The following is a 14,271-nucleotide window of genomic DNA, read 5'->3' as shown; positions in this document are numbered from 1 at the left end:
ATCGGGGGCGGCGGCGGGCGCCGGGCGCCGACCCCGCCGCCGCCCCCGGGGTTCAGGCCGACATCGGCCGCTGCACCCTTATCGACTGGAGCAGTCCGACGGCCACCCAGACGGCGAACATCGAGGAGCCTCCGTAGGAGACGAAGGGCAGGGGCAGGCCCGCGACCGGCATGATGCCGAGGGTCATCCCGATGTTCTCGAAGGCCTGGAAGGCGAACCAGGCGATGATGCCGGCGCAGACGATCGTGCCGTAGAGCTCGGTGGTCTCGCGGGCGATCACGCAGGCCCGCCAGAGGATGACGCCGAGGAGGACCAGGATCAGTCCGGCTCCGACGAAGCCGAGTTCCTCGCCCGCGACCGTGAAGACGAAGTCGGTCTGCTGTTCGGGGACGAACTGGCCGGTGGTCTGGGAGCCCTTGAAGAGCCCGGAGCCGAGGAGTCCGCCGGAGCCGATGGCGATGCGCGCCTGGTTGGTGTTGTAGCCGACGCCGGCGGGGTCGAGCTCGGGGTTGGCGAAGGCGGCGAAGCGGTTGATCTGGTACTCGTCGAGGACGCCGAGCTGCCAGATCAGGACGGCTCCGGCGGCGCCGGAGGCGAGCAGGCCGACGACCCAGCGGTTGGAGGCGCCGGAGGCGAGCAGGACGCCGAGCACGATGACGACCATGACCATGACGGAGCCGAGGTCGGGCATCAGCATGACGATGCCCATGGGGGCGGCGGCCAGGCACAGGGCCTTCACCACGGTGCGGTGGTCGGGGTGGTCGAGGTCGCCCGCGTCGACGCGGGCGGCCAGCAGCATGGCCATGCCCAGGATGATGGTGATCTTGACGAACTCGCCGGGCTGGAGCGAGAAGCCGCCTCCGATGACGATCCAGGCGTGGGCGCCGTTGATGGTGGAGCCGAGCGGGGTGAGCACGGCCAGGACCAGGACCAGGGAGAGCCCGTAGAGGATCGGGACGGCTCCGCGCAGGGTGCGGTGGCCGAGCCAGACCGTGCCGATCATCAGCACGAGGCCGATGCCGGTGTTCATGGCGTGCCGGGTCAGGAAGTAGTACGGGTCCCCCTGGTTGAGCGTGGTGCGGTTGCGGGTGGCCGACCAGACCAGGAGGGCGCCGAGGAAGGACAGGGCGAGGGCGGACAGCAGGATCGGCCAGTCGAGCCGGCGCAGTACCGAGTCCCGGGCGGTCAGCCGGGCGACGGGCCCGGGCTGGGGCGCGTACCGGGAGACGGAGAACTTGTTGGCGGTCTGCATCGGGCCTCAGTCCTGCTTGTGCGCGGGCGGGGCCGGCGGGCCGGCGAGGGCGGGCGGGGCGTCCTCGGGGGACGGCGGCACGTAGGGCCGGATCTCGGGGGCGTCGATGGAGCCGTCCGGCTGGATGGCGGGCAGGTTGGCCTCGGGCTTGAGCAGCAGGGCCTTGGAGGTGTCCTGCTTGCCGGCCATGTCGAGGCCGTAGATGGCGTTGTAGATGTTGCGCACGGCGGGGCCGGAGGCGCCGGAGCCGGTGCCGCCCTGGGAGATGGTCATGACGATGGTGTAGTCGTCGGTGTAGGTGGCGAACCAGGAGGTCGTCTGCTTGCCGTAGACCTCGGCGGTGCCGGTCTTGGCGTGCATGGGGATCTGCTTCTGCGGCCAGCCGCCGAAGCGCCAGGCGGCGGTGCCGCGGGTGGCGACGCCCTCCAGTGCTTCGCTTATCTGCTGCCGGGTCTTCTCGTCCATGGGGAGCTTGCCGTGGGCCTGCGGCTTGATCTGCTCGACCTTCTTGCCGTCGGCGCTGATGACGGCCTTGCCGATGGTCGGGTTCCACAGGGTGCCGCCGTTGGAGATGGCGGCGTAGATGGTGGCCATCTGGATGGGGGTGACGAGGGTGTCGCCCTGGCCGATGGAGTAGTTGACGGCGTCGCCGGCGCGCATGAGGTTGCCTTCGAGGCAGTTCTCGTAGGAGAGCAGCTCGACGTAGGTGCCGCCCTTCTTGCCGGTCTTGCACCACTGGTCCTTGTTGGCCTCCCAGAACCGCTGCTTCCACGCGCGGTCGGGGACGCGGCCCTTCTCCTCGCCGGGGAGGTCGACGTGGGTCTCGGCGCCCAGGCCGAACTGGTGGGCGGTCTTGTAGAAGATCTCCGCCGGGTTCTTGACCGGGTGGAGTCCGCCGTCCTTGAGCCACTGCTGGTGGCCGAGGGCGTAGAAGACGGTGTCGCAGGAGACCTCGAGGGCCTGGCCGAGGGTGATGCTGCCGTGGCCCTGGGACTCGAAGTTCTTGAAGACCTGCCCGCCGATGGAGTAGGAGCTGGGGCAGGGGTAGCTGCCGTCGAACGGGTATCCGGCGTTGACGGCGGCGGTGGTGGGGATGACCTTGAAGATGGAGCCGGGGGCGGCCTGGCCCTGGATGGCCCGGTTCATCAGGGGGACGTTGGACTCTTTGGCGGTGAGCTTGGCGTAGTCCTTGCCGGAGATCCCGCCGACCCAGACGTTGGGGTCGTAGCTGGGGTTGGAGGCCATGGCGACGACGCGGCCGGTCTTGGATTCGAGGACGACGACGGCTCCGGCGTCGGCCTTGTAGGGGACGCCGGTGTTGCGGTCGATCTGCTTGCGGGCCTCGACCATGGCGGCGTTGAGCTCGTACTCGGCGACGCCCTGGACGCGGGCGTCGATGCTGGTGACGAGGTGGGCGCCGGGGATCGCGGGGTCGTTCTCGGCCTCTCCGATGACGCGGCCGAGGTTGTCGACCTCGTAGCGGGTGACGCCGGACTTGCCGCGCAGCTGCTTGTCGTAGGTGCGTTCCAGGCCGAAGCGGCCGACCTGGTCGGAGCGCAGGAACGGCGAGTTGGTCTTCTTGGCCTTGACGATCTCGTCGTCGGTGACCGGGGAGAGGTAGCCGAGGACCTGGCCGGTGTTGGCTCCGCCGGGAGCCGGGTAGCGCCGTACGGCGGTGGGCTCGGCGGTGATGCCGGGGAAGTCCTCGGGGCGCTCGCGGATCTGGAGGGCCTGCTGGGTGGTGGCCTCCAGGGTGACCGGGATCGGCTGGTAGGGGGAGCCGTTCCAGCAGGGCTGGGGGGTCTTGGAGTCGCAGAGCCGGACCTTGTCCATGACGTCCTGCGGCTTCATGTCCAGCACCCCGGCGAGCCGGGTCAGGACGCCTTTGCCCTTGTCCTTTATCTTCATCAGCTCGGTGCGGCTGGCGGAGACGACGAGGCGGGTCTCGTTGTCGGCGAGCGGGATGCCGCGGGCGTCGAGGATGGAACCGCGCACGGCGGGCTGGACCACCTGCTGGACGTGGTTGTTCTTGGCCTCGTTCGAGTACTCGGCGCCGTTGCGGATCTGGAGGTACCACAGCCGCCCGCCGAGGGTGAGCAGCAGCGAGAAGACGAGCACCTGGAGGATGACGAGCCGGATCTGCACCCGGGGGGTGCGGCCGGTCTCCGGAATGTTGGTCACTACTGCTCCCCCGTCACAGCTTCCTGACGCTCTTCACGCCCTTGAGGCCCTTTATGCGGCCGGCCCGGTTGGCGCGGCCGCGCGCGGTCATCATCCGCAGACCGCCGCGCTGGCTGCCGATGCGCAGGCCGGTGCCGCCGGCCAGCCAGCCGGAGGCGACGTCCTTGCCCTGCGGCGGGCCGCCGTTGGCCTCGACGGCCATCGGGTCGTTCTCGGCGCGGCGGGCCAGGGCCATGATGAACGGCACGGTGAACGGCGCGAGCAGCAGGTCGTAGAGGGTCGCGGTGAACAGCAGCCCGACCAGGCCCACGTGGCGGGCGGCGGTGTCGCCGACGAGGGCGCCGACGCCCGCGTAGAGGAGGGTGGAGACGACCGCGGCGGCCAGGACGGTCAGCATCGGCCCCCAGGCGGAGCGGAAGCGGCCGTTGTCGGGGCGGACGAGGCCCACGAGGTAGCCGATGAGGCACAGGACGAGGGCGTACCGTCCGGCGGCGTGGTCGGCGGGCGGGGCGAGGTCGGTGAGCAGGCCGGCGGCGAAGCCGATGAGGGCCCCGCTGACGTGCCCGTAGACCAGGGCGAGGGCGACGACGGTCAGCAGGACGAGGTCGGGGACGGCTCCGGGCAGCTGGAGCCGTCCGAGGACGGTGACCTGGAGGACGAGCGCGACGGAGACGAGCGAGCCCGCGAGCAGGATCCGGTTGATGCGCATGGCGGTCAGCTCCTACTCGTCGGCCGGCTTGCCGGAGACGTTGGCGGAGGGCGACGGGGTGACCGTGACGGTGACCGTCGGGGTGGGCTTGGGCGGCTCGGGCTTGGGGGGCAGGACGGCGTCGCGGGGGTCCTCGCGCGGGGGCATGACGACGACGCCGACGATGTCGAGGCGGGAGAAGCCGACGAAGGGCCGGACCCAGACGGTGCGGGTCAGGTCGCCGTGCGAGGGGTCGACCTTGACGACCTCGCCGATCGGGACTCCGGGGACGAAGGGCTTGTTGGCGCGGGAGCCGAAGGTGACGAGCCGGTCACCCGGGTTGATCTTGGCGCGGCCGTTGAGCATCTGGACGGAGAGCGCGCGGTCGCCCTGGCCGGTGGCGAAGCCGAGTTCGCCGGTCTTCTCCAGGCGGGTGCCGACGGTGAAGCCGGGGTCGTTGGCGAGGACCACGGTGGAGGTGTCGGGGCCGACGGTGGCGACGCGGCCGACGAGTCCGTCCCCGTTGAGGACGGTCATGTCCCGCTCGATGCCGTCCTTGCTGCCCGCGTCGATGGTGACGGTCCAGGAGAAGCCCTGGGCCGCTCCTATCCCGATGACCTCCGCGCCCTTGATGCCGTACTGGCCGGCCCCGGCCCGCTTGAGCATCTCGTCGAGCTCGTGGATGCGGCTGCGGGTCCGCTCGTCGCTGCCGAGCCTGGTCTTCAGCGCGGTGTTCTCGCGCTCCAGCGCGGCGACGCGGTTGTGGCGCCGGTCGGAGTCGCGGACGGCTCCTATGGCGTTGGCGACCGGGTCCACGGCGGTCGCGACGCCCATCTCGACGGGGCCGAAGACGGCGGCGGCGGCCCGCCGGGCGCCGTCGACCGGCGAAGCCTCTCCCGCTCTGATGTCCACCGTGATCAAAGCGAACGCGATGGCGATCAGCAGCACCAGGAGCAGCCGGCTCTCTCGTGTGTCCCTCACGTGCGGCGGCCGTGCCTTCCTCGTAGAAACTCGTACGGCGGAACCGTTCCGGCGGAGCCGGGGCTGCACCGGACTGTGCCTGTATATCAACGATCCGCCGCACGGGCGCGGCAGCACCCGTACGGCGGATCCTTGTGTTCCGCATGCCCCGTTCAGGGGATTTGATCACCGCCGGGGCTGGGCGTCCAGTACCTGCTGGAGGGCCTCGAACTCCTCGACGCACTTGCCGGAGCCGAGGGCCACGGAGTCGAGGGGGTCCTCGGCGATGTGGATCGGCATGCCCGTCTCGCGGCGCAGCCGCTCGTCGAGGCCGCGCAGCAGGGCGCCGCCGCCGGTGAGCACGATGCCGCGGTCCATGATGTCGCCGGAGAGCTCCGGCGGGCACTTGTCCAGGGTGGTCTTGACGGCGTCGACGATGGCGTTGACGGGCTCCTCGATGGCCTTGCGCACCTCGGCCGCGGAGATGACCACGGTCTTGGGCAGGCCCGAGACCAGGTCGCGGCCGCGGATCTCGGTGTGCTCGTCCTTGTCGAGGTCGTAGGCCGACCCGATGGTGATCTTGATCTGCTCGGCGGTGCGCTCGCCGAGGAGGAGCGAGTACTCCTTCTTGATGTGCTGGATGATCGCGTTGTCCAGCTCGTCGCCGGCGACCCGGATGGACTGCGCGGTGACGATTCCGCCGAGGGAGATGACGGCGACCTCGGTGGTGCCGCCGCCGATGTCCACGACCATGTTGCCGGTGGCCTCGTGGACGGGCAGGCCCGAGCCGATGGCGGCGGCCATGGGCTCTTCGATGATGTGCACCTGGCGGGCGCCGGCCTGCGTGGACGCCTCGATGACGGCGCGGCGCTCCACTCCGGTGATGCCGGAGGGCACGCAGACCACCACGCGCGGGCGCGCCAGGTAGCGACGCTTGTGGATCTTGAGGATGAAGTACCGGAGCATCCGCTCGGTGATCTCGAAATCGGCGATCACGCCGTCCTTGAGGGGGCGTACGGCGACGATGTTGCCGGGCGTGCGCCCGATCATCTTCTTCGCCTCGGAGCCGACCGCCAGGATGCCACCGGTGTTCGTGTTGATGGCGACCACGGACGGCTCGTTCAGGACGATTCCCCGGCCCCTCACGTACACCAGCGTGTTGGCGGTCCCGAGGTCGATCGCCATGTCACGGCCGATGAACGACATGTTGTTCCCCTTGTTCCCCATGAGGAGCGTCTGGCCTTCCAGTTGATAGCGGATGCTGTCAGGTCGGCGAGGTGGGTGTGTGGGTGGAGGCCCCATCGTAGTCCCGCAGGTACGGACATCGCGCGACGGGACTCCGGCGATCCCGCCGGAACGGATACCCGCCCCCTTAGTGGTGACGTCGTGTCCTGTCCATGCGTTCCCGGACACCGCCGTTCATACCGAAGGGCGACCGAAATTACTTCGGTCGCCCCAGGTCATGAGCGCTATTCGGCTGATGTCGCGTCAGGAAGGAGTGTTCGCGGCCGCTCAGAGGGCGGGGAAGAACAGCTTCAGCTCGCGCTCCGCGGACTCCTCGGAATCCGAGGCGTGGATCAGGTTCTCCCGGGTGATGGACCCGAAGTCGCCCCGGATGGAGCCGGGCGCGGCGGCGATCGGGTCGGTGGGTCCGGCCAGCTGGCGGACACCCTCGATCACGCGTTCCCCTTCCACCACCAGGACGACGACCGGGCCGCTCGCCATGAAGCCCATGAGGGGCTCGTAGAAGGGCTTGCCCTTGTGCTCGCCGTAGTGGGTCTCCAGGGTCTCCTGGTCCAGCGTGCGCAGCTCCAGCGCCGGAATGGTCCAGCCGGCCTTCCGCTCGATCCGGCCGATGATCTCGCCGATCAGGCCACGGCGGACGGCGTCCGGCTTGAGGATGACGAGCGTGCGCTGGGTCATGTTCCAACTCCTTGCGGCATACGGGTGCGGTACGGCGAATCTACAGGGCCGCTGCGGGGACCCGTCACGCAGCGTCAGCCTCCGCCTGGCGGGCGGCCCAGCTCGCCTTGATCGCGTCGATGCGCCGGCCGTAGTGCACCGAGCACCACCACAGGCCCGCGAAGACCGCGCCCAGGAAGAACATCATCGGGACCACGAAACCGCTCGCGATCAGCCCGATCTGCAGCGCCCATCCGAGCTCCACCGCGCCGCGGCGCGAGAGCATCCCGCACAGCAGCACCGACAGCAGCATCGTCACGCCGCAGACCGTCCACACCTCGGCCTGGGTCAGGTCCGGGTTCTTCATGGCCACCAGGCCCGCGAAGCCGACGACGAAGAATTCACCGATCAGCGTGCTCGCGCAGAGCGTGCGCATCGATCCCTCAGCCCCTCTTGAACAGCAGGCGCGCCTCGCCCACCGTGATCACGGAACCGGTCACGAGGACCCCGGCCCCTCCGTATTCGGCCTCTTCCTCCGCCAGGGTGACGGCCGCCTCCAGGGCGTCGTCCAGCCGCGGCTCCACCTGCACCCGGTCGGGGCCGAAGACCTCGACCGCGATCGCGGCCAGCTCGTCCGCGCCCATGGCCCGGTGGCTGGTGTTCTCGGTGACGACGACCTCCGCGAAGATCGGTTCGAAGGCCTCGAAGACGCCCTTGACGTCCTTGCCCTCGCTCGCGGCCACCACGCCGATCAGCCGGCTGAAGCCGAACGCCTCGGTGACGGCGTCCGCGGTCACCTGCGCCCCGGCCGGGTTGTGCGCGGCGTCCAGGATCACCGTCGGGCTGCGGCGCACGACCTCCATGCGGCCCGGCGAGGTCACCGAGGCGAAGGCCTGCCGCACCGTGTCCACGTCCAGCTCGCGCGCCTGCTGCCCGCCGACGCCGAAGAAGGCCTCGACGGCGGCCAGCGCGACCGCCGCGTTGTGCGCCATGTGGGCGCCGTACAGCGGCAGGAAGATGTTGTCGTACTCGCCGCCCATCCCGCGCAGGGTCAGCACCTGGCCGCCGACGGCCACCTCGCGGGAGACCACGCCGAACTCCATGCCTTCGCGGGCCACGGTCGCGTCGACCTCGACGGCCCGCTTCAGCAGCACCTGCGCAGCGTCCACCGGCTGCTGCGCCAGGATGACGGTGGCGTCCTGCTTGATGATGCCGCCCTTCTCCCCCGCGATCTCACCGGGCGTGGAGCCCAGCCGGTCCGTGTGGTCCAGGCTGATCGGGGTGATCACGGCGACGGACGCGTCGATCACGTTGGTGGCGTCCCAGGTGCCGCCCATGCCGACCTCGATCACGGCCGCGTCGACGGGCGCGTCCGCGAAGGCCGCGTAGGCCATGCCCGTGAGGACCTCGAAGAAGGACAGCCGGAAGTCCTCGGCGGCGTCGACCATCTCCACGTACGGCTTGATGTCGTGGTAGGTCTCGATGAAGCGCTCGGCGGTGATCGGGGCGCCGTCCAGGCTGATCCGCTCGGTGACGGACTGGACGTGCGGGCTGGTGTAGCGGCCGGTGCGCAGCTCGAAGGCGTTCAGCAGGGCCTCGATCATGCGGGCCGTGCTGGTCTTGCCGTTGGTGCCGGTGACGTGGATGGTCGGGTAGGCGCGCTGGGGCTGGCCCAGGACGTCCATCAGCGCCTCGATGCGGCTGACGGACGGGTCCAGCTTGGTCTCGCCCCAGCGGGTGGAGAGCTCCTGCTCCACCTCCTGCAGCGCCTTGGCCACCTCGGGGTCCTCGGGGCGGGAGGGCACCGGGTCGCCCGTGGGCGGGCCGGCCTGGGCGCGCAGGGTGCGGCTCCCGGCCTCGATCACCGCCAGGTCGGGGTCTCGGTCGGCTTCTTCCGCCACTATCTGGTCGAACTCGTCGAACGTGCCGTCGCGGTCGCGGTCCTGGCCCTCGGGCTGCTGCTCACTCACAGGCCCAGTCTACGGACGCGGGCCCCGGGGACTTTCGGCCCGGCCGTTTCGGGACCTTCGGCGGCGAAAGCGACCGGATCGTTATGGAAGCCTTGCGGACGGGAGATTGGGGAACAAATGCCGCAGGCCAGTACCGACAAGACCGCCTCCAGCCGGGACATAGGCATCGATCTGGGGACCGCGAACACCCTCGTCTACGCCCGCGGACACGGGATCGTCCTCAATGAGCCGTCCGTGGTCGCGGTCAAGGCGGGTACGACCACCGCCCTCGCCGTCGGCGCGGAGGCCAAGGAGACCATCGGCCGCACACCGGGCTCCATCACCGCGATCCGCCCCCTCAAGGACGGGGTGATCTGCGACTACGAGGCGGCCGAGGAGATGATCCGGCACTTCGTGCGCAAGGCGGTCCCCGGACGGCGTCCCCGCGCCCGGATGGTGATCTGCGTCCCGTCCGGGGTCACCCCGGTCGAGCGGCGGGCCATCGTCCACGCCTCCACCCGGGCGGGCGCCCGGTCCGTCCACCTGATCGAGGAGCCGATGGCGGCCGCGATCGGGGCCGGGCTGCCGGTGGCGGAGCCGCGCGGCTCGATGGTCGTGGACATCGGCGGCGGCACCTCCGAGGTGGCGGTCATCTCCCTCGGCGGGATCGTCACCTCGCGGTCCCTGCGGATCGGCGGGGACCGGTTCGACGCCGCGGTCATGGACCACGTGCGCAAGGAGCACTCCCTGCTCATCGGCGAGCGCACCGCCGAGGACGTCAAGGTGGCCATCGGCTCGGCCTGGCCGGTGCCCGAGCGGCCGGAGCTGGAGACCCGGACCGCCACCGTGCGCGGCCGCGAGCGGGTCGGCGGGATGCCCAAGACCCTGGAGCTGACCGCGGCCGACGTACGGGCCGCCCTGGACGAGCCGGTCGAGGCCGTCATCGCGGCCGTCCGCGCCACCCTGGAGGAGTGCCCGCCCGAGCTCTCGGGGGACGTCATGGAGCACGGCATCGTCCTCACCGGCGGCGGCGCGCTGCTGCCCGGCCTGGACCTGCGCATGGCCTCCGCGACGGGCATCCCGGTCTTCGTCGCCGACGCCCCCCTGGACTGCGTGGCCCTCGGCTCGGGGCGCTGCGTGGAGGACCTGGACACCCTCGGCTCCCTGCTCTCCCCGGCGAAGGCCTGACGCACGGCCGGCGGGGGCCCGGCAGGGCCGGTGCCGGACCGGCGCGGGCCGGGGCGGGGCTCGACGCGGGCCGGGGCGGGGCTCGACGCGGGCCGGGGCGGGGCTCGACGCGGGCCGGCGTGCGGCCCGGGCCCGGGTCAGCCGCGCGGCAGGGTCGCGACGACCTCGTACGCGTCCTCGCCGCGCCGCGCCGTCAGGGTCCCGCCCAGGCTGCGGACGCGCTCGGCCATGCTCGCCGTCCCCGAGCCCGCCGAGACCGGCGCCCGGCCCGGGGTGCGGGCCGGCAGGCCGTTGCTGACGGCGATCCTCAGGTGCGGGCCGTCGGCGCGGATCGTCACGTCGATGGTCTCGCCCTGCGCGTGCTTGGCCGCGTTCGTCAGGCACTCCTGCACCACCCGGTAGACCGCCGCCTGCCGCAGCGGCGACAGCGCGTGCGCCTGCGGGTCCATGGCCAGCCGGACCGGGGAGCCGGCCCGCCCGCTCTCCTCCGCCAGCGCCGCCAGCCCCTCCACACCGGGGGTCGCGGCCCGCTCCCCGCGCTGGACGATGATGTCGTTCAGCACGAGGTGGGCCCGCCGGGCCGTGTCGGACAGCTCCTCGAAGTCCTTCGCGTACGGGGTCTCGCGCGCCCGCATCGACAGCACCTCGGAACGCACCGTCAGCAGGGTCAGCTCGCGCCCGACGAAGTCGTGGACGTCGCGGGCGACGGAGGTCCGCTCCTGCTGGACGGCGTGCAGCACCGCCGCCTCGGCCCGCCGGGCCTCCAACTCGCGCACCAGGTCGTGCCGGTAGGCGGCGATCCCGACGGCGGAGGCGAGGACCCCGATGGGCACGACCAGGCTGAGGAAGGCGCTGAGGGTCGCGGCCTTGGGTTCGGGCCAGCCCGGCAGGCAGAACACGGCGAGCGCGAAGACCACGTAGCCGGCGGTGGCCGCCACCGCGGCCCGCCGGCCCCGGTGGCGGCCGACGGAGTACAGGGCGAACTGGATCAGGGTCAGCTCGTGCAGCCAGCCGATGAACAGCAGGGCGGTGACGTACGCCGCCCAGGGCGTCCGGCGCCGCACCAGCAGGGTCGAGCAGCCGGCCGTGAGCACCAGGGCGGCCTGCCAGCCGGTCAGCGAGTTGTCCGCGGCGGCCAGGCCCGGCAGGTCCAGCGCCATCAGGCCCAGGCAGCTCAGGGCCGCGAGGGCGTCCTGCGCCCGGGGCGAGCCGCCCCAGCCCTCGACGAGCCGTCGCCCGGAGGCCACGGCCCGGTTCAACGCCGGGACGGAGGGCTTGAGGTGCATGCCCCCATCATGCGGGGTCCGAGCCCGGGTCCGGCTCGGCCATCTGGACATATCGCGTGATAAACGGCACTCCGGTTCGTGCCGGGCGTCCCGTCCGGGCACGGCAAAGGCCCCCACCGGGCGGGTGGGGGCCTTTCACCGGGTGCCGCGCCGGCCGCTAGGCGGCGGGCAGGGCCGCCAGCTGCGCCTGGATCCGGGCGATGTCCGCCTCGGCCTTGGCCAGCCGGCCCTTGATCTTGTCCACGACGTTGTCGGGGGCCTTGGCCAGGAAGGCCTCGTTCCCGAGCTTCGCCTCGGCCTGCTGCTTCTCCTTCTCGGCGGCACCGAGGTCCTTGGAGAGGCGCCCCCGCTCTGCGGCCACGTCGATGGTGCCGGACAGGTCGAGGGCGACCGTGGCGCCGGCGACCGGCAGGGTGGCGGTGGCGCTGAAGCCCTCGCCCTCCGGCTGGAGGCGCAGCAGCTGGCGGATGGCGCCCTCGTGCGCGGCGAGCGGCGTACCGGCCAGGTCCAGGCGGGCCGGGACCTTCTGGCCGTCCTGCAGGCCCTGCTCCTTGCGGAACCGGCGGACCTCGGTGACGACCGCCTTGACCAGCTCGATCTCGCGCTCGGCGGCCTCGTCGCGGAAGCCGCTGTCGGCGGGCCAGTCGGCGATCACCAGGGACTCGCGCCCGGTCAGCGTGGTCCACAGGGTCTCGGTGACGAACGGGACCACCGGGTGCAGCAGCCGGAGCATGACGTCGAGGACCTCGCCGAGGACGCGGCCGGAGACCTGCGCCTGCTCGCCGCCCGCGAAGAACGTCGTCTTCGACAGCTCGACGTACCAGCTGAAGACCTCGTCCCACGCGAAGTGGTAGAGGGAGTCCGACAGCTTCGAGAACTGGTAGTCCTCGTAGAAGGCGTCGACCTCGGCCACGGTCTTGTTCAGCTGCGACAGGATCCACCGGTCGGTCGCCGACATCTGCTCGGGGGCCGGCAGTTCGCCCTCGGTGGTGGCGCCGTTCATCAGCGCGAAGCGGGTCGCGTTCCAGATCTTGTTGGCGAAGTTGCGGGAGGCCTGGACCCAGTCCTCGCCGATCGGGACGTCGACGCCCGGGTTGGCGCCGCGGGCCAGCGTGAAGCGGACCGCGTCGGAGCCGTAGGTGTCCATCCAGTCCAGCGGGTTGACCGCGTTGCCGAAGGACTTCGACATCTTCTTGCCGAACTGGTCGCGGACCATGCCGTGCAGGGCGATGGTGTGGAACGGCGGGACGCCGTCCATCGCGTACAGGCCGAACATCATCATCCGGGCGACCCAGAAGAAGAGGATGTCGTAGCCGGTGACCAGGACGGAGTTCGGGTAGAACTTCGCGAGGCTCTCGGTCTGCTGCGGCCAGCCGAGGGTGGAGAAGGGCCACAGGCCCGAGGAGAACCAGGTGTCGAGGACGTCGGTGTCCTGGTGCCAGCCCTCGCCCGTGGGCGGCTGCTCGTCCGGTCCGACGCAGACGATCTCGCCGTTCGGGCCGTACCAGACGGGGATGCGGTGACCCCACCACAGCTGGCGCGAGATGCACCAGTCGTGGAGGTTGTCGACCCAGTCGAAGTACCGCTTCTCCATTTCCTGCGGGTGGATCTTGACCTTGCCCTCGCGGACCGCGTCGCCGGCCGCCTTGGCGAGCGGGCCGACCTTGACCCACCACTGCATCGACAGGCGCGGCTCGATGGTGGTCTTGCAGCGCGAGCAGTGGCCGACGGAGTGGACGTACGGGCGCTTCTCGGCGACGATCCGGCCCTCGGCGCGCAGTGCGGCGACGATGGCGGAACGGGCCTCCAGGCGGTCCAGGCCCTGGAAGGGGCCGGGCGCGGTGATGATGGCGCGCTCGTCCATGACGGCGAGGTTCGGCAGGTCGTGGCGCTGACCGATCTCGAAGTCGTTCGGGTCGTGCGCCGGGGTCACCTTGACGCAGCCGGTGCCGAACTCGGGGTCCACGTGCGTGTCGGCGACGACCGGGATGGAGCGGTCGGTCAGCGGCAGCTTGATCTGGCGGCCGACGAGGTGCTTGTACCGCTCGTCGTCCGGGTGGACGGCCACGGCGGTGTCGCCGAGCATCGTCTCGGCGCGCGTGGTCGCGACGACCAGGGAGTCCTCGCCCTCGCCGTAGCGGATCGAGACGAGCTCGCCGTCGTCGTCCTGGTACTCGACCTCGATGTCCGAGATCGCGGTCAGGCAGCGCGGGCACCAGTTGATGATGCGTTCGGCGCGGTAGATCAGCTCGTCGTCGTAGAGGCGCTTGAAGATGGTCTGGACGGCCTCGGACAGGCCCTCGTCCATCGTGAAGCGCTCGCGGGACCAGTCGACGCCGTCGCCGAGGCGGCGCATCTGGCCCGAGATCTGGCCGCCGGACTCGCCCTTCCACTGCCAGACCCGCTCGACGAAGGCCTCGCGGCCCAGGTCGTGGCGGGACTTGCCCTCCTTGGCGAGCTCGCGCTCGACCACGTTCTGGGTGGCGATACCGGCGTGGTCCATGCCCGGCTGCCACAGGGTCTCGAAGCCCTGCATGCGCTTGCGGCGGGTCAGGGCGTCGATCAGGGTGTGCTCGAAGGCGTGGCCCAGGTGCAGGCTGCCCGTGACGTTCGGCGGCGGGATGACGATGGTGTACGCGGGCTTGTCGCTGTTCGCGTCGGCCTCGAAGTAACCGCGCTCTACCCAGCGCTCGTAGAGCTTCCCCTCTACCTCGGCCGGCGCGTACTGGGTCGGCAGTTCGGAGTTGGGGGCACTGGGTGTCTGCGTGTTCTCGGTCACGGGGCACAGGATACGGCGGGCCCAGCCCGCGTCACGAATCCATTCCACCGCGGGCGCCCCCGTTGACCTCGGTCGCCGGGGGGACG

The 14,271-nt window shown here is 71.1% G+C and carries 11 protein-coding genes; 1 reads left to right on the top strand and 10 read right to left on the bottom strand.

Translation table 11 applies throughout. The features are described 5' to 3' along the window. Nucleotides 1-52 precede the first annotated feature (52 nt). The 8 genes from rodA to ACIRBY_RS20235 form a co-directional block, all read right to left on the bottom strand. Nucleotides 53-1,252 (bottom strand): rod shape-determining protein RodA, encoded by a 1,200-nt coding sequence (rodA, locus tag ACIRBY_RS20270; RefSeq protein WP_403902150.1) that lies wholly within the window; start codon nt 1,250-1,252, stop codon nt 53-55. Between the two features lie 6 nt (nt 1,253-1,258). Further along, a complete protein-coding gene (gene mrdA / locus ACIRBY_RS20265; RefSeq protein ID WP_403902148.1) occupies nt 1,259-3,433 on the bottom strand; it encodes a penicillin-binding protein 2 in 2,175 nt (724 codons plus the stop codon). A gap of 13 nt (nt 3,434-3,446) precedes the next feature. Then, on the bottom strand, nt 3,447-4,142 hold the full coding sequence (mreD, locus tag ACIRBY_RS20260) for a rod shape-determining protein MreD (RefSeq protein ID WP_403902147.1): 696 nt from the start codon (nt 4,140-4,142) through the stop codon (nt 3,447-3,449). Between the two features lie 12 nt (nt 4,143-4,154). Continuing rightward, nucleotides 4,155-5,102 (bottom strand): rod shape-determining protein MreC, encoded by a 948-nt coding sequence (gene mreC, locus ACIRBY_RS20255; protein ID WP_403902146.1) that lies wholly within the window; start codon nt 5,100-5,102, stop codon nt 4,155-4,157. Between the two features lie 165 nt (nt 5,103-5,267). Further along, on the bottom strand, nt 5,268-6,287 hold the full coding sequence (locus ACIRBY_RS20250) for a rod shape-determining protein (protein WP_008738981.1): 1,020 nt from the start codon (nt 6,285-6,287) through the stop codon (nt 5,268-5,270). Between the two features lie 306 nt (nt 6,288-6,593). Beyond that, nucleotides 6,594-7,004: a nucleoside-diphosphate kinase gene (ndk, locus tag ACIRBY_RS20245; RefSeq protein ID WP_361136923.1), complete on the bottom strand. Its 411-nt coding sequence runs from the start codon at nt 7,002-7,004 to the stop codon at nt 6,594-6,596. A 64-nt stretch (nt 7,005-7,068) separates the two neighbouring features. Then, a complete protein-coding gene (locus ACIRBY_RS20240) occupies nt 7,069-7,419 on the bottom strand; it encodes a DUF4233 domain-containing protein (protein WP_366453020.1) in 351 nt (116 codons plus the stop codon). Nucleotides 7,420-7,426: 7 nt separating this feature from the next. Continuing rightward, on the bottom strand, nt 7,427-8,953 hold the full coding sequence (locus ACIRBY_RS20235; protein WP_403902145.1) for a bifunctional folylpolyglutamate synthase/dihydrofolate synthase: 1,527 nt from the start codon (nt 8,951-8,953) through the stop codon (nt 7,427-7,429). Nucleotides 8,954-9,070: 117 nt separating this feature from the next. Between ACIRBY_RS20235 and ACIRBY_RS20230 the strand changes: the two genes are divergently transcribed. After that, the gene (locus ACIRBY_RS20230; RefSeq protein WP_403902143.1) at nt 9,071-10,120 is read left to right on the top strand and encodes a rod shape-determining protein; all 1,050 of its coding nucleotides are present in this window, start codon (nt 9,071-9,073) and stop codon (nt 10,118-10,120) included. 137 nt (nt 10,121-10,257) lie between these two features. Here ACIRBY_RS20230 and ACIRBY_RS20225 read toward each other — a convergent pair whose 3' ends face one another. Together ACIRBY_RS20225 and ACIRBY_RS20220 are read right to left on the bottom strand one after the other, a co-directional pair. Further along, on the bottom strand, nt 10,258-11,406 hold the full coding sequence (locus tag ACIRBY_RS20225; protein WP_403902141.1) for a sensor histidine kinase: 1,149 nt from the start codon (nt 11,404-11,406) through the stop codon (nt 10,258-10,260). 157 nt (nt 11,407-11,563) lie between these two features. Further along, the gene (locus ACIRBY_RS20220; protein WP_403902140.1) at nt 11,564-14,185 is read right to left on the bottom strand and encodes a valine--tRNA ligase; all 2,622 of its coding nucleotides are present in this window, start codon (nt 14,183-14,185) and stop codon (nt 11,564-11,566) included. Between the last annotated feature and the right edge of the window lie 86 nt (nt 14,186-14,271).

The organism is Streptomyces sp. NPDC096136 (genome assembly GCF_044763325.1).
Lineage (GTDB): Bacteria > Actinomycetota > Actinomycetes > Streptomycetales > Streptomycetaceae > Streptomyces.
This window is presented reverse-complemented; position numbering and strand designations above follow the sequence as displayed.